Genomic DNA, 21,579 nt, shown 5'->3' on the forward strand with positions numbered 1-21,579 from the left:
CGCCAGCATGCGGCTGGCCGGCCGCACCGAGGACGCGGCCGCCTTGCGCGACGCCTGGTATCTGCGCCAGGCTGGGGCCGACCCTGGACCCGCCGGCACCATCTTTGGCGCCTGGCGGCAGTTTTCCGCGCAGGCCCCCGTCGCTACCCCTGACCGGCTTGGCAAGATACTCGAGCAGCTTGGCCTCCATTCGGATGTCGAGCCCCTTGCGGCGCTTTGTGAACACATCGACGACCTGGCGCGCTCGGGACGGCCGGCGCCGTTCGCCGCCGCGGCGATCGCCGCCCGCGTCGTAACGATCCGCCCCGATGCCGAGCTTTTTGCCTGGTGGCTGGCCGACCTGGTGCTGGCGCAAAGCCTGCGCTGGCCGCGGCCGCTGCCGCTGCTGATGGCCCAGGCCTTCGGCCCGGCCTTTCGCGGCGAGGCCAGCGGCAAGCGTATCCGACCCGGGGAGAAAAGCTTTGAGCGCGCGGTCTGCGTCGCGCTGGTTCAGGGCGCCGTCGAAGCGTGCCGTCTGGCCACCGAGATTGGCCGTCGGGCGGAACGGCTCATCAGCGTGGCGCCGAAGCTCAGAGCAAAGGGGGCCGGCGATGTCATCCAAAGACTGCTCGACGACGATGCTGTTTCTGGCTCGCTGACGACCAAAACCCTGTCGCGGTTTGCGGCGCGACGCCTGTTCGAGCGGCTGCAACAGCTCGCGGCGGTCCGCGAGCTCTCCGGCCGCACCACCTTCCGGATTTTTGGACTGTAGCGATGGCTGGGACCGCGAGAGCCGAACGCCCGACAGACAAGAGGGACGTCCAGCGAATGCTGCTGGACACGGAGCTCGAGCATCTGCCCGCCGAGCTGCGCTGGCGCGAGTGGATGGGCCGCGTTGAAGCGGTGATTTTTGCCGCCAGCGAACCGGTGACACGCGAGGTGCTGGCGCGGGTGGTGGGCAGAAGCTGCAACATTGACCTGATCATCGACGACATCCGCGCCGAACTCGTCGGCCGCCCCTATGAGCTGGCCGCGGTCGCCGGCGGCTGGCAGCACCGGACGAACAAAGCCTTTGGCGACGCCATCCACGCCGCCTTCGGGACAGCTGCGGGGGAGGGGACAAAAGAACTGTCGCAATCCGAGGCGCTTGTCTTGATGTGCATTGCTTATTTCCAGCCGATCACGCGTGGCGAGCTGTCTTCCTTCTTCGGCAAGGAGGTGTCGCGCGACCTGATCGGTGTGCTGCGCGGGCAGGACCTCATCGCCTCCGGGCCGCGCAGCCCGCAGCCGGGCGCGCCCTATACCTATGTGACGACCAAAAATTTCCTGTCGCAGTTCGGGCTCGACACGCTGCGCCAACTGCCGGATTTCGAGGCGCTCGAGGACGCAGGGCTGCTGTCGAAGGAAAAGCTGCTGGCCGGCGGTATTCCAGCCGATTTGGCTGACAGGGAGGGCGAGGACGATGTCGCTGAGGACCGGGTGTGGTGAGCGAGCGTTGTCGCGTTGCGACCACAGAGACAGTCGATAATTCAGGACCAGGACGAATGGTCGTGCGGCAGCCGGCATCGGGATCGTGAACCGCGACATGGGCCTATCATTGCCCGAGCGCTTTGCGCAGATGGTTTGTTGACGCTACGGGGTCGCCGCCTCGATGAGTTTGATCTCGTCCCTGCCCAGTCCGTAGAGCTTATAAACCAATGCATCAAGGCGCGCGTCGTCTGTATCGAAGCGAGTTGTGAGCTGGTTTCGCCTCGAAGGTGATTTTTCGTTCGTCAACTCAGCTGCGGTTTCCCCCAATCGCATCGCCAGTCGCTCGACTTCGGCGATCGTGCTTGCGTTCGCTGGCTCCTCTAGGAGTTTCAGCGAGGCAATTGGAAAAGCGCGTACCGTTGTCGGATAAGTGTGGAATCCGCCCCCGGTGCGCACGCCTTCCCCAGTTAAAGTCCAATAGTAATACGCGGAAACCAAGCGGCTGGCCACGAGACCCTGAAGCAGTGCGAGCGAATAGCGAGCGGAGGTATCGACCTTGCTCTGATCATAAATCCTAGTCGATGAAATGTCGGCCAGGCGATGCGCGCAAAGAATGGTGTGATCGCAGTAGAGTCCAGACCGGTCCAATGCGGCCTCGATGCGGTGAGTGCCGGTGATGTCTCGAATCATGATTTTGGGGCCATCGAAGAACCAGGGTGCCCGTGGGCCGTACATCTCGGGCGCCATTGCCCATTCGACGTACTTTCCATTCCATGCAGCCTGATAGCGATAGAGATCGCGCCCTCCGATTGTCCTGCGACAGGTCGCGGTTGCCTGGGTATTTCGCAGGACATATTCCTTTCCGAAGCCACCCTTCCGTTTGCTCGACATCTGAGCTCCGTAATTCACGTGGGCTAATTCGCCTAGCTGGACGCTGAGTTTTCCGATCTTATCTACTAAGCTCGCAACCCCTTCCGTAAAGTCTATGCGGAGCATTGCCTCTGGCAGGGTCTGCAATCGAGCCTGCGCGACCTGGTGCGCAGGTTGTATTGTACCTGGGTGATATGTCGTGGCGGCATCAGACGGCCCATCAATCTGAATGATGTGCCGCAGCCTTGGTTTCCTCTTCTGCACGATCGGGATCATCGTGATTACTGGTATCTTTCCGAAGACCTTGACCGTTCGCAGATCTGCGACCCGTCGAATTTCTGTTCGAGTTAGAAGATACTTTCGTGATAGCACCGCGTATTTTTGGATAGCGTATGAGTAGGGAATGATCATCCCAATCAGCGCGTTCGGTCGACATATCTCCAAGGCCTTTTCAATGAACAAGACGTAGAGATCCCAATGACGATCCGCGGACTCAAAGAGCGTGGTAGAATTAATGTAGTCGCGGATGTGGGGTGCCGACTCGAAAAGAGTCCAGGCGTTTACATAAGGTGGGTTCCCGATCACCGCAGAGAAGCCACCGTCGGCGAACACCTTTGGGAAGGCTTGGCGCCAATCGAAAACGTTGACGTCGGTCAGCTGATCGTCGCTGAGCAGGTCGAGCTGCACCGTCGTCCTGAAATCCGGCCCAATTAGGGAGTTTCCGCAGCGTATGTTGGCGCTCAGGTCAGGCAGTGCCCTTTGTCGGAACAGCTCGTACTGCCTCTTTAGCGTGTCGCCGGTTTCGTCTTCGAGTACCTTCAACAGCAGCGATAGCTTGGTGACCTCGACAGCCTGGCGGTCAATATCGACACCATAGATGTTACCTAGGAGGATACGCTTCCTCTCATCAATGCTGAGTTTCCAAGCGCCAGACGCAGACTTATATAGCGCCTTTTTGTGCTTCTCCGGCGAATTGGCAACGTACCATTTGAGGTGCCAATCCAGCAGAAATTGATAGGCGCCCAACAGGAAAGACCCTGACCCACAGGCCGGATCAACGACGCGCAGCTTGCTCACATCTGCGGGTGATTTGCCGCGAACCAGTTCCCCGATCGTCTGCTGAGTAATGTAGTCGACGATATACGCCGGGGTGTAGTAGACGCCCCCGGCCTTCTTGACTTCCGGCTTTTCCTCCACAACCGCGCGGCGGCGCCCTGTAATGCGGATCACGCGGCCGAGGAATTGCTCGTAAACTTGGCCGAGAATCTCACTCGGCACCATCGAGAATTCGTAGGGACAGTCGGGATAGTAAAGGTCTCTGATTATCCCCTTGAGCAATTTGTCGTCGATTGAAAGGGATGGCGTCAGCGTATCTGGTAGTTCTATGACATCCTTTTCACGCTTGAAGTGAAACAGCCCCGAGTTGTATCGCGCGTCAGCTTCCCGGAACAGGTCGAGGAGCTCGCTGTAAACGTTCTTCTTGGCGGCGGCATCTCTGAGCCGTCCATAGCGCTCAATCCCTCGATCCTCACAGATTCGAAGAAATACGATTCGATCGATCGTGACCTGGACCGCATAGTTGAGATCGCGGGCATTCAGGGCGTTGTTGCGCAAAGCGAGATTGCGGGCCAGTTCGTCACGCCAGCGCTCAATCTCATCAAGAAATGCGGCGTCGACTTCGGTCGTGCCCTTCTTTTTTCCAATCTTTCCAGTATCGAACGCGTCAAACGAGCCTTTGTAAACAGCTTGCTTCGAAAAGATGGCGGCGAGTTCTTCCCATCTCTCCGGCAGTTCATCAAAGCGTATCAGCTTGACACGTGCCGTCGAAGCCTTGTCAGTCTTCGTCGGTTGAACGCGGCAGTCGTAAACGGCAATCTCCCGGAAATTTGTCAACAGAGATAGACCAAGCTTCGCCGACCAGCCGTATCGACGAAGTTGGAACGCCGCCTGCGCGTCGTCCTTGATCGAGGCGGAGGGCTTTTTCGCTTCAAGGAAGAACTTTCTGACGCCGCCGACACGGAAGCTGTAATCGGGTGCCTTGTGCAATCCGCCGACCTTAATGGCGTCCTCGTGCACCACGTCCTTGTAAGCTTCTGCAAATCCCTGCAGGTTGCCCATATCCCAACCGAGATGCTCAAATAGCGGATCGATAAATTCCTGTCGGGTTTGAGCCTCGTTGTACCGGTGACTGGTATACGCGTCTTCGTGCTGGTGGAAACGTTCGATTAGTTCGAGAACCTTGTCTGGAATCTGCATGCGGCTTACGACCTAGCTGTGAGCTTTCAGGAGGTTGTCCATTCGGCTCCGACCGAGAAAGCTGAGGTTGCCAAAATTTCAGTGATTCTCAGGGTATGAACATTCACAAGAATGCCCGTCTGACGCCGCTGCGTCGAGAGGAGATGCCTGCTACGTTTGGAAGGCCGTACCAAGTCTCATAATCCCTTTGTGATCATCCACTTTTCGAAGTCGGAAACCAACGCTCTTGGCTACTTTCGACGGTTAATTCCTGCGGAACGATAACGAACAGCGCCTTGTCATTTTGAACGTGGGAGACAGGAGGGTCGATGCGCGCGGCTACAACGAACCTGCGAGCCGGTTGGCCACCACGCGGTCCAGGAGTTCGGCAAAGCGGTTATTATCCTGAGCCATCTTCCAGAAATTCACGAAACGGCAGACGAGCTGAACATTGCCGATCGAATAGTGGCCGTAGCTGTCAATCCGGTCCGGAGAAACGAGCATATCGCTATCGCAATCGTCCTGCCCATGCAGATGCATCTCAAGGCCGGTGATGGCGCATTTACCTTTCTGCTCCTCGTAGAGTTTGGCAAGATGAGCCTTCATCTCGGCCTCGGAACAATGGAGTTCCTTGTTCTTCAAGGTTTTGAAGACCTTCTGGCCATTCGAATTCGCAACCGCGCCCGTGATCGAGAGCATGAGGTTTGCGAGAGTGAGCTCATGCAGCGACACGCTCGATCCGAGGGTCTTCCCTTTGTGCGCGCCGAGGCGTTCTTCCCACTTTGGGCGCGAATGCCACGGAGTGAGGTCACCTCCGTCGATGAGCGCCTGTACATAGCCTTTCATATCCGCATTGGCGACGCTGAACATGGCTGCCATTGAGGAGATATAGTCCTTCGCGACTGGATGGATCGTCTTCCATGACAACGGCTTTTTTTTCTTGTCATGGCGGGACCACTTGGTAACAGGCTTCGCGAGCATAACGCTGTCGGGATCGGAGTGATCAAAAACCGGATCGGCACTCGTCGTCTGGGCCCAATAGAGACTATCGCTGTTCTTGTCTCTGTGGAGCCAGAAATCGCCTTCGCTGCGCGTCAGGTCGTTACCTCGATTGAACCAGAGCGTCGCCCGACCTTTGACGTCGGCCTCTGAGTCGTCTTTGGCGGCTTCAGCTTTCGTAACCTCCAGATAGCTATCGTAGTCTTCTGCGCGCCATGGATCAAAATAGGTCTTGCCAAATTCGAGGGCTACGAGGCTCTCGCTGAGGCACCGAGACCAAAGGCTGTTTTCGTTCCCCGTCATGATGACATAGATTTTGCCTGCCAAATCGCTCCCCCAAATATACCCAGTCTTCATGCCTTTTGCCGACGGCGTACTGAGGACCGGTTTAGCCGACCAATCAATCCATGCTAATGTATCTGTTGCTTTTCAAGTCCGCGGTAGTGGGGATCTGCGACAGAACTCAGCCAATCAGTGAGATCACGGCAGCCGGTATTGAGCCTTTGCATTCGCGAGAAAAAACGGAGAGGAGGCCGCTAGATCGTCGATAGCGGCGGCAAGCCCATCATTGCGTTGACCGTCGCTAGACGTTGATGGCATGCACAGTCCCTCCGATCAAGCCGCCATCGGCTGGGCTGTCGGCCCGACACCGATCACCACACCTGTGGTCATCAGCACAATCAGACCGCGCTCGGCTCCGGTCATGTCGAGATAGGCCCGAACCTGCGCGCGGTAGTGGTCGAGTGTCTGGGGATCGGGCGCCACATCGCTCTTCCAATCCACGACGACGGCGGGACGGCCTTCGGACGTCAGGGTTGTGGCGTCCGCGATCCCGGCCGTTGCCGTTTCCGCCCCGTCGGCCGCATACGCGGCATAGACGGGAAATTCGGCGAAAAGATCCGGTCGTAAGACCACGATGGCGGGCAGTGCCAAGGTCCGGACAACACAGCCCGCCAGCTCTTCGGCCCATAGTCCCGTAACCGGATCGGCGACCGGAGTCCGGCCGAGGGCACGGATGAGTTCGGAGGCCCGTTCGGCAAGGGCGGCCTCGGCCTCATGGGTTTCGCCGGTTAGCACCTCTTCCATGAGCTTGTGTAGGATCAGTCCGCGTTCGCGGCCTCCCTGAACCAGAACAACGGCTTCCAGTTCGGGTGGATGGCCATCAGCCGATCCGGTCCAGATCCTGGCCTCGTCTTCCTGCAGCACGGCTCCGGCAGCGTTCTCGTCGCGGCTGGGCGCAAGCCAGATCAGTCGCGCCTGCCGCGCGGCAATGGCTTCGGCTTCCGTGGCAAAGATCGCGCGAGTCTGGGTATTGGCCGCTCCGGTGCCAGCCGTCGCGACGTCGGCGGGCAGATGCGAGAGATCCAGGCCGGGGAGTTCGGCCAGCGACAGATCGACGAGACCGATCCAGGCGGACTTCGACGGCGTTGTGTCGAGCCGGGGCAGGACGAGAAGCTCGCGGGCGCGCGTGGCGGCCACGTACCAGAGCCGTATGCGCTCGCGATCCAGCTCGTCTTTCTCAATCTGCCGCACGGCTTCGTAACCGTCCGGCGCGACGCCCAAGACCGGGCAATAGAAGGTGTCCGTCTGTCGGTCGGTGATCGCGCTGTCGGGCGCCATAACGCCGGTCATGGTGTTGACCGGAATGACGATCGGCCATTCGAGCCCCTTGGCCGCGTGCATGGTGAAGAGCGCGATGGCTTCTTCCTGTGCGTCGGGCCGGCCCTCGACGGCGCGCGCCTCGTCGGCCCAAGCTGCCGTCACCGCCTCGGCAAAGGCGCGGAGGCCGCGCACAGCGTAGCCGGTCGACAGGCTGAGATAGAGATCGACATTGGCAAGCGCGCGTTCGGCCTGACCACGATGGCGCTCAAGGAGGAGCGGGCGCACGCGCATCATATCCACGGCCTGAGAGAGCAGCTCGTGCGGTGTCGTGCTGTTGCCGCGCCGGTAGAGCGATTGCAGTCTCTCGATGATCTCGCGTGCGAGCGGGTGCGCGATGGCAGCAGNTGGCAGCAGGATCGACACTGAGGTCGAGGCGCGGAATCCGAGTAGGTTTCTCCTCGGAGCGCGGTAGGCCCCAGACGACATCCAGCAGCTCTTCTTCCGTGAGGCCGACCAGGGGCCCGCGCAGCAGGGCGCCGAGCGCGAGCGTGTCGCGACGATCGGCGAGGACGCGCGCCAGCGCGATCAGGTCCTGAATCTCCTGGCGGCGAAACAGCCCCTTACCGGCCTGCGTCGCCACCGGAATGCCGCGGCGTTCCAAGGCTTCCTCGTAGCGCCACAGATCCGCGCCAGTCGGCGCCAGCAAGGCGATGTCGCCCGGCTGGCAAGGGCGTTCCGCTCCACTGCGCCTGTCGATGATGGGGTAGTTGTCGATCAGCCGGGCGCACAAATCGGCGACGGCATCGGCCTCCGCATCACGCTGCTGCTCGGCGCTAGCCTTGCCGTTTTCGTCGGCGACCGCGATGTCGAGGGCCGCCACGCACAGGCCGTCGCGTTCGTCGTGGAACGGGTCTAGGGCGGAGAAGCCTGGCTGCCCCTCAGCCGAGAGCACGGCCTCGAAGCGCTCGTTAACGAAGGTGAGGATCGAGGCGCAGGAGCGGAAATTGGTAGAGATCGACAGGAGGCTGTCGGGGTCCTGGGCGCGGAAGGCGTTGCGTGCCTGCACATAAGCACCAACATCGGCGCCCCGGAAGCGATAGATCGCCTGTTTGGGGTCGCCGACCAGGAAGAGCGCTCCCGGCCGGATTCGGAACCGCGTCCAGTCGTCATCGCGATCGGGCTCGCCGCACAGCCGCCAGAAGATCTCGGTTTGCAGTGGATCGGTGTCCTGGAACTCATCGACGAGCACATGGGCGAAACGCTGGCCCAGTGCGCGGCGTATGGCGTCATGATCGCGCAACAAATCGCGCGCGGCGAAAATCAGATCGTCAAAGTCGAGTTGGGCGCTTGCACGCTTGTGGTCGCGATAGCGCTGCAGGATCGGACGCGCTTCTTCGATCAGCGCCTTCAGACCCTGACCTGCCGCAGCCTGGAGAAGCGAAACCCAGGCGTCGCAGCATCCGGTGTAATGGGCGTCGGCGGCGTTGTTCAGCCGGTCGCCGTCGGCCTTGGAGAGACCAGCCTGCTTTGCCGCGGCGAGCCATTTGCCCTTCTTGCGGTAAGAGGCGAAGGCACCAGCCTTGGTGCACAGGTCCGGGTGTGGACGCGAGGTCAGGAGCCGGACGAGGCCCGTGGGCGTTGCGGGATCGGAACCGCTCGCCAAGGCGGTTGCCATCTCGGTCAGCCGCTCGACGATCACCACCGTTTCCGGCTCGGCCGCCGCCGCGGCGGCCATCAAACCCGCGAAATCTGCCGCGGTCCGCCGGAACGCCTGCAGATGGTCGTCAAGCGGCGACACGGGCGGAGCCATGAGCGTGCGGCGGCGGCGCAGATTCTCGGCAATCTTGTGGAGGAGCGCCACGGTTTCACCGGGGCTGTGCAACACCATCTCGGCAAGAACGCCGCCTTGGCTGCCGGACAGGCTCTCGCGCAGCCAACCGTCGACAATTTCGAGGAAGATGAGATCGGCCTGGTTGCGATCCATGACGCTGGCGCCGGGATCGATGTCGGCCTCCGCTGGATAGGGCTTGATCAGGCGCTGGCAGAAGCCGTGGATGGTGGAACAGGTGATTTCGTCGATCGCCGCGCTGGCTGCAGCGAGATTGTCGCGATGGGCCTGGGTCAGCCCATCGGGCAGCGCCACGCGCAGTTCTGTCGCGATCTTGCCAGCCGAGAGGTCGGCGACGAACTCACGAACACGCGACAGCAGCTCACTCGCGGCGAGTTCGGTGAAGGTGACGGCGACGATGGAACGCGGCGAGACGCCCTCTGCGAGCATGGCGGCGATGCGGCCGGCCATGACGGCTGTCTTGCCCGAACCCGCGCCGGCCTCGACCAGGATCGAACGATCATGAAGGCTGATCGCATCGCGGCGCGCGCCGTCATCCTTCAGCTTCTTGGACAACTTGCTCATTATTCCACCTCCCAGACCCGAGCGACTTCGCCAAGCCGTTCTGTCGCGGCGGCCATCTTGCGTTTGTAATAGGTGGCGCTGGCATTGGCCGGTAAGGCGAAGGCGAGGTCGTCATAATCGCCCCCGGTGTCGGGGCCTTGCAGGGCCGCACCTCCAGCAAGACTGGTCCTTGCCGCGCTGAGATAGCCCGTAATCTCCGCGAGCACGGCCTCGGGATCGTCGAGCTGCAGATCGACGGGCTCGCGCGGGTAGAGCAGCGAGGCGCTGATGGCGACGTCGTCGCCGAGGAGCGCCTTTACGGCGAACGCGTAGAGGCAGCGCTGAAGCTCGCGACCGCCGTTGAGCCGGATGTCACCCCGCGGCGGGCGGCCGGTCTTGTAATCGCGGACAAGCGCGCGCTTACCGTCGCCCGAGATGTCGAGCCGGTCGATATAGCCGGCGATGTTGAAGCCGGTGTCGGGGATCGTGACGGGCGCGCTCGCATCCCACGGCGTCTTTGCGTCGGATTTTGGTGCCGAGCCGCCGAAGGGGACTTCCCCATAAGCGCGCGCGCCGGGCAAGACATCGTCGCCATAGGACAGGGCGCGGCCAGCCATCACGCGGGCATCCTCGAGACTGCGGCCCCAGATGACGGCGGGAGGAAGCGGACGCTCGCTTTCCCAATCGGCGGCGACCGCTTGCGCGGCACGGGCCACCGCCGCTTCGACGGTCTCCGCGCCGGCGGATGCGAGTCCGTCTCCGGCTTCGAGGTCCCTCAGCGCACGGTCGAGAACCATGTGGACAAGATCACCGGTCCCAAGCGCGTCGAGCACGAGCGGTTCGGCGGTGCTGTGCGGTTCGCGCCATCCGAACGCATAGACCCACACGAAGCTGAGAGGATTGCGCAGCAGGCGGCGAAGCGAGCTGGCCGACTGGGTGCGACCAAGGATGGCGAGCACCAGCGGATGGTCCGCGCGCACGAGCCCGTCATGGGGAGTGATCTGCGACTGCCGCCAGTCGCGCCAGCAGCCTTGTGCCCCGATAGACTGCGGATCGGCGGCGAACTCCTGAGGCCGGGCCATGAGGCGGTCGGTCTCACTGAAGGCATGAACCGGCGTCGCGTTGCGGCGAAGGTAGGTTTCATCGCCATTTCCAGCGAGCAGCGGGCTGCGTCCCAGGAGGCGCCCGTCGCTGTCGCGCCGAGCACGAGAGAGGACGACTTCAGCAGCCGTCGTTGCGAGGATCGTCTCGAAGTCGCGGCGGTCGGCGAGATTCACCGGAAGCGGATCGAGCACGGAGGTCGGGATGATGTGGTCCGGGATCAGCCGGTCCTCGGCAAGCCCTCGCGGCCAGCGCGAGGAATTGAGCCCGAGGAGCCGAATGAAGCGGCGGGGCGACGCCGCGAGCGCACTGGCCGGCATCCAGGCGACAGAAACGCACGCTTCCAGTCCGTCGTCCCGTTTCAATGTCTGCAGTGTCGCGTCGATCGAGGCGGCGGGGCCGGCGAGCAACGCCTTGCGCCATATTGCGAGCGCGCGGCCCTTGAGGAAGCCTTCACCGATCTCGCTGGCGGCGTCCGGTCCTTTTGCCAACGTCTCGACCGCTGTGCGCAGCGCCGCGGCATGGTCCGTGCCGCCGGGCCAATCTTCCGGCGTCAGCCGGGCCAGCAAGCGGTTCCAGGCGCCGGTCGTCGAGAGCGGGGCATCTGCCGGCAGGACGCGCAGCCAGCCTTCGGGCAGCACCTCGAAAGGGCCCGTGTCCCGGCACAGTGCCGCGAGGCGCCGTAGGCGCGACTGCGACAATCCGCGAACGACGATGTCGGCCAGCGCCGCAGCCGCCTGGCCCTCGCGGGTGGTCACGGTTCGGACGCCGTGGACGAAATGCAGGTCGATATTGGCGTCGGCGCGCAGGGCCAGGAAATGATCGTCATACTCGGCGGGAGACGTGGTCGCGATGGCGATCTCGGATGGCGACACGCCAGAGGCGAGTAGGCGCCGCGCCCAGCGCATCGCTTCGATGGCCTCGTGATAAGCCGTCGCCGCGCTCACAGCACTGATCTCCGGCGTTTGCGCCGCCGCGCGTGAAACGGCAACGCCGGTGCCTTCCAGCCACGCGGGCGCGCTCCTAGGGCCGGCCGTCCACTGCACCGGGATGTGCGCGGTGAGGGCTCGGAGCAACGGCCTCCAGCAGGGCGAGAGTTCGGTCAGGCCGATGATTTCCATCGGACCGATGATAGCCGGCGCATGGCCGACACGGCCGGTCGCTGCGGCGACGATGTCGACAGGGCGCATCATGCCGGCTGGAAGCTGGTCGAGGACCGCAGCTTCCAGGCGTGCGATGGCCTTCAGGCGCGGATGATCGACCGCTCGCGCAGCTAGGTCCATACCCGCGTGCCACGCGTTGTGCAGGGTACCCGCAGCTGCGTCGATCATGCCGGGCAGCGATTTGATGCTCTCCAGTTCGCCCATTGGCGTTGCCGGCAAGACGGCCTGGATCGCGGCGCGTAGTCTTTCATCATCAATCGGCCGGACGAAACCTCCGGCGAGCCGCACCGCCGCCTGCTCGAACGACATGACCTGCAGGCCATGTCGGCGGTCGCGCGCCGCCGCCAGGCGGCCTTCCCGCATGGCGAGGCGGCCGTGAACGACGAGGGTGGATCGGCCCGAAATGGCCATTGGGGGGTCGCCTCCTTTCAAGTCAGTTCTCATTCGGGCGCCGGCCCAGGGCCGGCGCCGTCTCGCGCGTGACTGTTGCGTTGCAATATTTTCTGACGGGCTATTTTGTGAGAAGTCTGTCAAATCCGTTCATGAAGCTATCTGTAGCAGGCAAACACTAGAATTCCGGGCGAGATGCTCTGATAGAATGTAATCCACAAGTTTATCGTTAGAATCGACTGGATATCCGGTTCCAAAGGCGCTGCCAGAAGCCTGGTGCCACCTTGGGCGGAACGGGTTGAGCGGGAGGTTCGGCCATGGGCGGTTGCCCGTAGAAACGAGCTTTGGCGGCGCGATCACGCCGACGCTCGGCGTCCACTTGCTCGTCGCTCCAGGGCTCAGCTTCGACCACCTTGCCGCGGTCGATCACATAGTGCGACCGGCACGGCAACGTCCAGTTGCCGATCGACGGACAAAGCGAAATGGTCTCACCGTCGAACGTCATCTTCCAGTCCGTGGGCGTGAACGGCGTGACAACTTCCTCGCCGCAACCGCAGCAGCAGCTATGGGCCGATGTCGCATATTCCATCGACACGTACAGCACGCCTGTCCCAAGGCGCTCGGGAATGTGGTCGACGAAACGATGCTCGAGTCGCTTGTGGCGTATCACGTGAGGTCCCCATTGATCAGCATGTTGCCGTCGGTGGTGTAAGTGCAGTGATGCTCGCGCTCGAGGTCTCGGTAGAAGCCGCGGATTTTCTTCCACTTCACCACGGCAAGGACAGCATTGAGGGCATTGAGATCTGCAACCTGAATGTTGGACGCATAGATGTCTTCCTCGCCCCCACCGGCGAATGAAATGCGCTGAGGCACATGATCCCGCTTCTGAGGCGTGCTGGCGGTCACCCGCAGGATGCCGCCCAGTGATCCTTCGTCGAGCTCAAGGCCCATGCCGACATCGATGAACGCAGCGCCGGTCGCCTCGAGCTTCTCGACGATCAGGCGCTTCGCATCGCTGGCATCGAGCGACAGGAACGCGAAGGTAACGCCATCGAGAAGGTGCAGGTTATCCGCCCCGAGCGCCACGTCATGCGCCACGATATTGCGATGCATCCGGCTATAGATATCCTTCAGATATTCGACTTTCTTTGGCGCTTGTCGCAGTTCGTCCAGGCTCGGAGCGCCCGGTGCCCGAAACGCGTTGTGGGTCAAGAACTCGTCGCTGTCGAAGAGGCGGATCTCGCGAACCGGCGTCTTGGCGACGAAATCCAGGATGTAGCCGCCAGTGCCGCCGACGCCAATGATGGCAACCCGGTCGCTGGCCAGCCGCTCGGCCAAGGCGCCGATCCCGACACGGTCGGAGGCGGTCTCGACATAGTTGAAGACGCTGTCTTCCTCTGCTTCAGGCTCACGGATGGTGCGAGCCGTCGTGCCGGGGTTCAGCACCGCGGCCGGACCGGCGATGATGTTGGCGTAGCTGGTCATCTTGTGGTGATAGTCGGCGTAGCCCTCGGCCGGTTTGCTTGAGAAGGCATGCGTCGCCTTCAGGCCATGTCCGAGATCGAAGGCGCCGGTTTGGTGCGCGATGGCCTGGATGGGCGACCCGTCGGCGTGACACGGGAAGTCGCCATCCCAGTGGGCAACATGGGTGTCGGGCTTGCGCGTCCGGTCCCCGGCCAGTGTGAGGCTGGAGATCAGGGTGCCAATGCGCAGCTGCCCCTGTGCATCGACATAGGGCACCTCGCGCATGACGAGATATCCACCGCGCTGCTGGACGAAGTAGCCTTCGTCCCTCAGCCGCTTGAGGTCTGGGTTAAGACTGAACAGTGCGTGTGACATTGAACACGGTCCCCTTTTTCTTGACATCGACAGAGCCGCCAGCCCCGAGCTCACCGGCGTGCGGCGTTGATGCCGCGTGGCGGTAGGTCATCGAAAACACGACGTTGGGCTCGTGCTGGCCCGGAAAGGCGAGCTGGACGATCTGCTCGAACGTGACCGTGTCGTCGTTCACCGTGCGCGGCCGCGAATTGACAATGATCTCGAACGTCGGCGGCCGCTTCGGCGCGGTGATGAAGCGCTCGATGCCCGGCTCGGCCAGATCGATCAGCTCCCCATGCTCGATCTGGCGATCTTCGCCGTCGGGAACTTCGAGGAAAACGCCTTCCCCCTCGCCAGGTTTGGCCAGGCCATAGAGCACAGCGCCGCTGATCACGGGCTTGCCCCAGCGCAGCTCGTCATCGTTCAAGGTGAGCTTGAAGTCGCGATCCGTCAGGAAGGCGACGAACCGCTCAGTGCCGTGCTCGCGCAGATCGAAGGGCTCGTTCAGCCGCACATCCTCGAAATCGCCCGAGGGCAGGATAGCGAAGAGGCTGTAGCCGTCCTGAGGGTCCAGGGCGCCGGCCTCGAGAAGCTGACGGCCAAGCGGTACGGGATCGCTCACCTGACGGGACAGGAAGTTGAGATCGCCCTGGGCGAGGAGGAAGCGATATCCATGCGCCGGACGCAGCGACCGCGCTTCGCGCAGGGCGTCACCGACATCGTCGTAGTCGAGAAGTTCTTCAGTGTTCATACGATTGGTCCTTAGGTTGGGGCCGGGGCGGGGCCACGGCTCTAAGCGACTAATCGGATCGAGTTTCGCCGACCGGTAAGATCAGGCGAACTTTTTTTGCAAGGGTCCGTCGGGTGTCGGTCCGCAGATGAAGAAAGCCGGGCAGTTCGGACAGGTGCGCGATGAGATTTCGGCCGGGAACCGTCCAGCACGGATGTCGCCAAGAAACTTTGAAAGCTTGTCCGTGCGTCCCTTCAACTCGCGGTCTGAAAGCGAAAGCTCAGATGCCTCGCCGTCGGAAAGATGGACAAGCTCCGCAACAGCGCCGGGATAGGCCTGTTTGACCGCCAGGATCAGCCCTGCCGCGCCGACATCCTTGCTCTCGGCCGATCGCCTATGGCCCGTGCGGACGCGGCGCACGGCGCGGATACCGTCGGGCCGCATCAGAACCTCGTCCGGTTCGACGAGGATCTCTTCGCCGCCGAGGTTGATGCTGACCGCCACCGGCGCCTCAGCGATCGCTCCTGCGCGGCCCGACAGAAATAAACGCAGCATCGCCAATGCGAGATCGCGGAATTCAGCGCGGTAGCCATGCTCCCCCAGTCCCTCACCGGCAAGCGCAGTATCGGTGCGATCGGTGAGTTCTTGCTCAGTCATAGGCAGGTTCGACGCGATAACCGCCTTGACTACCGAGCGAACCGCCTCGTGCAAGTGCATAAAGGCCGTAGTGGTTCGGCGCCCACCGACGTGCAGGACATGGGTGTAGAAAAAGCGGCGCGGGCAGGATTCATACAGAGCGATTTGCGGAGCTCCGAACTGCAGCCGTCCCTCGATGATCAAATCGATGCCCTGCGCTTCCGCCGCCATGGGAAGCGGTCGCGCCGGCACGACCGAGCCGCGCGTCAGGGTGGCTCCGAGACGGTCGAGGAAGGGCGACAGCGGACGATTGTAGCCGTTGCTCTTCTCGGTCGGCGCATAGAGGATCAGGCGATCGCGGGCGCGCGATTGCGCCACATAGAACAGGCACTCCTGCTCCTCGCTCTGGCCCGCGCGGAACGCCTCCAGCGCGTTGCCTACGGCCCCCGCGATCATGCCGTCGGGCGCCGGACAGGGCGGCGCCGGCGGAGTGCGCGGGATGGTGTCGCTGTTGAGTCCCGGAATATGGACGCCGCTGAACTCCAGGCCCTTGGCACCGTGGATGGTCATCAGCCGCACGGCGTCGAGATGCTGGGCGGCTGCCGGAAGCTGACGCAGGTCGCGATCGTCGCCGAGACGGACGAGCCTACGCACCCGATCAAGCACACGCGTGATTGGCAGGCCGCGGCCGGCAGGCTGGACGCGCATGAAGTTGAGGAACTGCCAGATCGCTATGCCGCGCGTACGGTCGGCGAGCTCTGCGGATGCGCCAAGGCGCGCGACGATGCGGGTACGATCGAGCAATAGCGTGGCGAGCACGGTCCAGGGCAAGGCTGTCTGGTCGAAGCCGCTGAGCGCGATCGCCAGCCTGGAGAGTGCCTGACGGCCGGGGTCGCTTACGCCGGGGATCGCATCCACCTGCTGGAGCCAGCCGCCCGGCGCGTGGTCAGCTGCCCGCAGGTGCTCAAAGATCACCGCCACGTCAGAGAAGGAAGTTGTGAAGTCGGGCCAGCACGCAATACGCAGCAAGCCCATGGCGCGCCGGTCGACGAGAATGGACAGCAAGGCCAGGAGATCCTTGACCTCGGCCCGCTCGAACAGGCTACCCAGAAACAAGACGGGGACACCAAGCCGTTCGAGATCCTGCCCGATCGTCGACAGTTTCTCATTGCCGGTGCATAGAACCGCCTGGTCACGGTAGCCAAAGCCCTCACCGCGAAGCTGCTCGATCGCGTCTGCGAGAGCAACTTGCTGCTGCTCGGCCCGCTGCACAGTCCGCAGTTCGGGCTTTTGACCTTTGCCGTCCCGATCCGCTTCAAGGCCGCTGTCCGCGTCGCCGGAGCACATGGTGGTAGCGAAGCTGGAGAAGCTTTCGACAATTTCCGGCACCGAACGATAGTTGCGCTTCAAACGGCCGCGCTTGCCGTTAGCGAAGTCCTCTTTGCCGAACCGTGCCATGTTGAAGGAAGAGGCGCCGCGAAACCGGTAGATCGACTGCTTGGCGTCACCGACCATCCAGAGATTGCTGCCATCTGGCCGCAACGCATGCAGCAACCGCACGCTGCTGCGGTTCACGTCCTGATACTCATCCACCAGGACATGTTCATATTGCGCCTGTAGCGTTGCGCAGATGGCCGCGTCGGTCTCAAGCAGTTGTACCGGCAGAGTGACGAGATCGCCGAAATCAACACAATGCGCGTTGCGCTTGAGCTGTTCATAGGCGGCGTAGACGCGTGCCACCTCGCCGGCGAATTCAGCGACCTCGCGCGTATCGGAGTCCCCGGCCTTCGCAAGCATTGCGTCGGCGAGCGTGGCGTAGGTTTCGGCGTCGACCACCTCGTCTTTTGCCCGTGAGACGGCGGCCAACATGTCGGCGATGATCTGGGTCGGATCGTAGAGATTGCGGTAATGAATAAGCCTCAAGCGCGGGAACTCCTCCTCAAGGAGTTCGACCGCCTCGGTCCGATCCATCATCCGCGGGTCTTTCGGCAGGCCCAGTTCTGCATGGAAACGACGGATGATATCGAGACCGAATGCGTGGAACGTGCCGATCCACATCGCGGCGGCAGCCTCGGGCCGCTTGCGGGCGATCCGCTCCGCCATCTCGCCCGCCGCCTTGTTCGAGAAGGTCAGAAGTAAGATGCGCCGCGGATCGACACCCTCGTCCAGAAGGCCTTCGACGCGAGCGATCAACGTCTGCGTCTTGCCAGTGCCAGGACCCGCCTCAAGCAGATAGGCTTCGCCGCGATGTGCCGCCGCCGAGGCTTGCAGCGAATTCAGCGGCCGCTCGACATGCGTCATGGCTGTCGCGGGAGGCACCGGCGGCAGCAGCAAGGCGTCGAACAGCTGCTGCGCGACGACCTCGAACGGTGCGCCGAACTTCGCGGCAATGGCGGACGCGGAGAGCCCTTCGTCGATATGAAGTGCGCGCGCCAGGGTGCGCGGGAGCAGCAGCTCGCGTGCAAACAGGTCCATCTGGACCTCACGGCGCTGCCTGCGGCCATAGTCGACAACCCGATCCATCCCAACCGGCGACGGCTCTGCGGCGCGGCTGGGATCAATCGTCGGTATCGGCTCGCCCTCAGGATCGTCGCCGAGCTCGACATGACCAATCTCGTGCGCGACCAGGAAGGCTTGCTCGAACGGCGAGCCGACACTCTCGTAAAGGATCAGATCGTCGGCGGCGACGAAGGTCGCACGGCCGCCATTGAGGACGGCTGCCCCAGCGGCCGTCGGTTCGACATCAATCCCCCGTCGCTTGGCCTCGGCGACAGCAAAGTCATAGGGCGACCAAGGATCGGCGCCGGAAGCAACGAGGCGAGCATGAAGCTCTGCGGCGACTTGCCTGGCGAGCTCCACCCTGTCCATATCAATCCGCCTCTGACAACAACCGGGCGCGCTTCTCTACCGGGACGCCTGCGTCGATCAGCACCTGCTCGAAGGAGACCTGCCCGCCGATCGCCGGCTTGCCGTCGGCCTTGTAGCTGCGCCCGGCCGCCAGCTGCGCGGGGCCCCAGGACAATTCCAACTGTGTGACCGAACTGCTCACCGCCTCGGCCAACATCCCGAGAAACCGTCGCGGGATACTGATGAGGGAGATCCGTCGCTCGCGCAGCGCGGTCACGACCTGCCGGGGCACGTCAAGACGCTGGGCGACGGCACGCCAATCGGCGACCGTCAGCGCCGCGAAGGGGTCGGTCATCGGCGCCGGCATGGCCGCCGCGTGTTGCGACCAGGCAGCGTCGAGGAGGGCTTGATCGGCAACGGCCAGCGGCGCGTCATCGTCGTAGACGTCGCGGCTAAGCTCGCGCGACAGGTCGACGAGCTCTAGGGCATATTCCGGATAAAGCCGCAAATAGCGCTCCAAGGTTGACCGGCCAGGCTCGCTCTCGACCGCGAACGCGTCGAGCACAGACTCGCGGGTTGGACGTTCTCCTGCGGGACTCACCGCTCTTCTCCATCGGCCATGGCGGCCCGCAGGGTGGCGAAGGCTTTGTCGCGATAGGTTCGGACGGTCTTTTCGGAGCGGCCCAGGGCCTGGGCGATGGTCATGACGTCCGGCTCCTTTGAGTCGATGGGGAAGCCCTGTCTTAGCATGTGAATGATCCTGCTTTGTTCTATCGGTAGAGCCGCAATCGCCGCATCTAGGCGCAACCGGTAAGCCGGATCGTCTAAATCCGACAAGGCGAACGGGTCGTGAGCCCCGGCAGCCGCCTCGACCTCCGGTGACAGCTCACCGCTTTCCTCGTCATATTCGAGCGGTCGGGAACGGTTCTCGTCGCGCCAGGCCTGCTCCTGAGCATCGCGCCGCAGGCTAGCCAGCGCGCCGTTGAAACGCACCTCGAAGTAGTCGACCTTGTCGACATAGGCGGCGCGATCCGCCGACAACAGCTCGACGAACCGGCCGAACACCTTGTCGCGCACGACTCCGCGCGTCAACGATTCCGTCTTGCCATCAGGGCTTTCCGCCCTGGACAAACTACGGACTACCCGTTCAATCAGGATCCGATAGAGGCGCTCAAACCACATCTCGTTGTTATCGCGACGGCTCGCGCGGATGAAATAGACGAGACATTCGCTGGGGACGTAGGCTGGGTCGGAGCGTTTCTTTATTGCAGCCCTGGCGATCAACTCGTCACGCGACAGGGCCGCCAGTTCGGCGATGAGCGCTTCTACCCTCTGGTCGCGCTTGTAGAGTTCGCCGCTGAGGCGTCGCTTGCGCAGCGGTGTTACTGTCGCTTGGCGCGTGCGCTGCGCGTCTGCCCCTTGCCCTGCACCGGCAGCTCCCTCAAACTGGTTCATCGCGCCGCCTCGCTTTCCATATCGCGCCTCTTGTTCAGACGCGTCTCGAGCGAGCGGATGCTGTCGAGCACCGCCTCAAATTCCGGAGGATCGCCGAAGATCATCCCCTTCATGGCGCTGTAATCGATGCGCAACTGTTCGATCATGGCGTCATGCGGTGCAAGCGCGAACGAGCCAGGCACGGCGCTCGCGAGATCGAAGTCCGGTCGATCGAAGAACATCCGGGCATGCGCGACGCAGTCCGCGCCGAGCGTGCTGTTAGCGATAGCGGCGTCGCCCACCGGCGACGCGGCGAGTTGGTGCAGATCATAGTAGTGTCGAGACACGCGTTGGCCGCCCCCACGCAGCTCTCCTCGCTTGTCGAACCAGCGTCGCAACCCATGGAGGATGACGATCTTATCCCAGAAGGTACGCTCAGGGTCGACCGTTCGCACGGCCGGCACGGTCAGGTCGAGCGCCGGCAGATCATCATCGACATAGGGTTTGATCGGCACTTCGCTATTGGGGTCGAGCGCGGATTTCGCGCCAGACTCGATCTTGATCGCCGCTCGCACATAATCCGATCGCGGCGTCGCCGCTGGATACCAGATCAGTAGCGTCTGCCCATCGGGATCGGCATCGTCGGCGTCCACCCGTCCCGCCCCGGTATCGAGGCCGGCGGCCTTGAGCCTTTCTTGCAGGATCAGAGTCAACTCAGCGCGCAGCGGGCCGTTGATGTAGGCTTGGCAGGCGTCCTTGATCGCATCGAGGCGCGCCTTGCGTTTCTTACCGCTCAGAGCGTCAAGCTCCTCGATGGTCGCCGGTTCGCCAATGTCGTCCCGAAACACCGTGACGTCGATATCCTCTGAGAAGCGGTTGATCAGACCGAAGCCTTTGGACAAGGAGGTTCCGCCCTTGAAAAGGAGGCGGGGTCCCCCCTCTTTCAGTCCATTGAACAAGGCATCCAGCGTCCAGCAGACCCAGAAGTCCTTTTCGATATTCTGGGATGCCGTGCCGAGGCGCAGCGCCGTCGTATCGAAGGCGCTTAACATCGTTTCCGACCCTGCCGCGAGGACCTCGTCGAAAGCCGCATTCATGTCTTCGCGGTCCGGGTTGCGCCGCGCTTGGCGGTTCGTGTCTTGTCGGCAGAGTGCGGTTTCGGCTTCCGTCGGCCGATGGCTGCGTGATCGTCGTCGCCGTCCCTCGTTCGTTGTCGCTGACGATCATGATCAGCATCGGCACCGGCATGATCATCATCACCGACATGCCGACGACCAACGCCAGCGCCGTTTTCGACAAGCGGCTTGAGAAACACCCACATCCAGGTTGGCAGCGCCGTCATACCCGCAGCGATGTCAGCTTTCAGCGGCGGGCCCGCAACGGGATCCTCGAAGAGTTTGGCGAGCTTGCGCTTGACGTGATCACTCTCTCCTTCACGGACCAGGAGATCGCGGAGCCAGTGAAGCGCCTGGACGACGCGCATCGCCGGTCGCCCGGCCCAGAACAGCTTGCTGGCCGCGGTCGGACGGAAGGTGATCGTGACGTTACCGAGCTTGATCGCACGACGGCGGGCGTCTGTGTGAACCACGATTTTTGCCGGGACCGCGTCGGTCAGGCCCAGATCGTTTGCTGCGGTCATGCCATCGACAAGCATCCGGGTTTGGTCGCGTCGACCAACGGCGTCGATGACCGAGCGCGGATCGGGCGGGTTGGTTTTTTGGGTGAGCTTGTTGAAGCCAGGCTGATCGTAGAACCCTCGATCGATTCGCCTGAGGGTTTGCGCCTTCGTCAACCGCTGCAGCGCCTTATCGACGGCATCCCGCGATGCGAGATCCACGAAATCACTCGGCGTCCACACCTTGCGCGGCGCGTCGGCACGGATGCGGTCAAGCATGGCTGTCTTCAGATCGGGT

Annotated in this window: 13 protein-coding genes and 1 pseudogene; 2 read left to right on the forward strand and 12 right to left on the reverse strand. The window is 62.7% G+C overall.

Going from position 1 to position 21,579, the window contains the following annotated elements; genetic code table 11:
* Positions 1–751 (forward strand): DUF1403 family protein (locus X739_RS143535; protein WP_023795410.1); only part of this gene is annotated, 751 nt, incomplete at its 5' end.
* 56 nt (positions 752–807) lie between these two features.
* Positions 808–1,467, forward strand: a complete 660-nt coding sequence (locus tag X739_RS143530; protein WP_023795411.1) for an SMC-Scp complex subunit ScpB — start codon at positions 808–810, stop codon at positions 1,465–1,467.
* 144 nt (positions 1,468–1,611) lie between these two features.
* Here X739_RS143530 and X739_RS143525 read toward each other — a convergent pair whose 3' ends face one another.
* From X739_RS143525 to X739_RS143475, 12 genes and pseudogenes are all read right to left on the reverse strand, one after another.
* Entirely contained in the window at positions 1,612–4,575 is a 2,964-nt protein-coding gene (locus X739_RS143525) for a DNA methyltransferase (RefSeq protein WP_023795412.1), read from the reverse strand.
* A 318-nt stretch (positions 4,576–4,893) separates the two neighbouring features.
* A complete protein-coding gene (locus tag X739_RS143520) occupies positions 4,894–5,880 on the reverse strand; it encodes a hypothetical protein (RefSeq protein ID WP_023795413.1) in 987 nt (328 codons plus the stop codon).
* Between the two features lie 288 nt (positions 5,881–6,168).
* Positions 6,169–9,568, reverse strand: a pseudogene (locus tag X739_RS01000000166420) (UvrD-helicase domain-containing protein).
* Positions 9,568–12,222: a PD-(D/E)XK nuclease family protein gene (locus X739_RS143515; RefSeq protein WP_023795416.1), complete on the reverse strand. Its 2,655-nt coding sequence runs from the start codon at positions 12,220–12,222 to the stop codon at positions 9,568–9,570. Before X739_RS143515 ends, X739_RS01000000166420 begins: the two are co-directional and overlap by 1 nt.
* Positions 12,223–12,430: 208 nt before the next feature.
* A complete protein-coding gene (locus X739_RS143510) occupies positions 12,431–12,871 on the reverse strand; it encodes a DUF6527 family protein (protein WP_023795417.1) in 441 nt (146 codons plus the stop codon).
* Positions 12,868–14,040: a ThiF family adenylyltransferase gene (locus tag X739_RS143505; protein ID WP_031252211.1), complete on the reverse strand. Its 1,173-nt coding sequence runs from the start codon at positions 14,038–14,040 to the stop codon at positions 12,868–12,870. Before X739_RS143505 ends, X739_RS143510 begins: the two co-directional genes overlap by 4 nt.
* Positions 14,015–14,770: a multiubiquitin domain-containing protein gene (locus tag X739_RS143500; RefSeq protein WP_023795419.1), complete on the reverse strand. Its 756-nt coding sequence runs from the start codon at positions 14,768–14,770 to the stop codon at positions 14,015–14,017. Before X739_RS143500 ends, X739_RS143505 begins: the two co-directional genes overlap by 26 nt.
* A gap of 81 nt (positions 14,771–14,851) precedes the next feature.
* On the reverse strand, positions 14,852–18,253 hold the full coding sequence (locus X739_RS143495; protein ID WP_023795420.1) for a UvrD-helicase domain-containing protein: 3,402 nt from the start codon (positions 18,251–18,253) through the stop codon (positions 14,852–14,854).
* 1 nt (position 18,254) lies between these two features.
* Entirely contained in the window at positions 18,255–18,833 is a 579-nt protein-coding gene (locus X739_RS143490; protein WP_031252213.1) for a hypothetical protein, read from the reverse strand.
* The gene (locus X739_RS143485; RefSeq protein WP_023795422.1) at positions 18,830–19,687 is read right to left on the reverse strand and encodes a transcriptional regulator; all 858 of its coding nucleotides are present in this window, start codon (positions 19,685–19,687) and stop codon (positions 18,830–18,832) included. The genes X739_RS143490 and X739_RS143485 overlap by 4 nt, the downstream gene beginning before the upstream one ends.
* Positions 19,684–20,763: a nucleotidyl transferase AbiEii/AbiGii toxin family protein gene (locus X739_RS143480; protein ID WP_023795423.1), complete on the reverse strand. Its 1,080-nt coding sequence runs from the start codon at positions 20,761–20,763 to the stop codon at positions 19,684–19,686. The genes X739_RS143485 and X739_RS143480 overlap by 4 nt, the downstream gene beginning before the upstream one ends.
* Positions 20,760–21,560, reverse strand: a complete 801-nt coding sequence (locus tag X739_RS143475; protein WP_245273923.1) for a DUF6088 family protein — start codon at positions 21,558–21,560, stop codon at positions 20,760–20,762. Before X739_RS143475 ends, X739_RS143480 begins: the two co-directional genes overlap by 4 nt.
* Positions 21,561–21,579 lie beyond the last annotated feature (19 nt).

It is taken from the genome of Mesorhizobium sp. LNHC209A00, assembly GCF_000502915.1.
Lineage (GTDB): Bacteria > Pseudomonadota > Alphaproteobacteria > Rhizobiales > Rhizobiaceae > Mesorhizobium.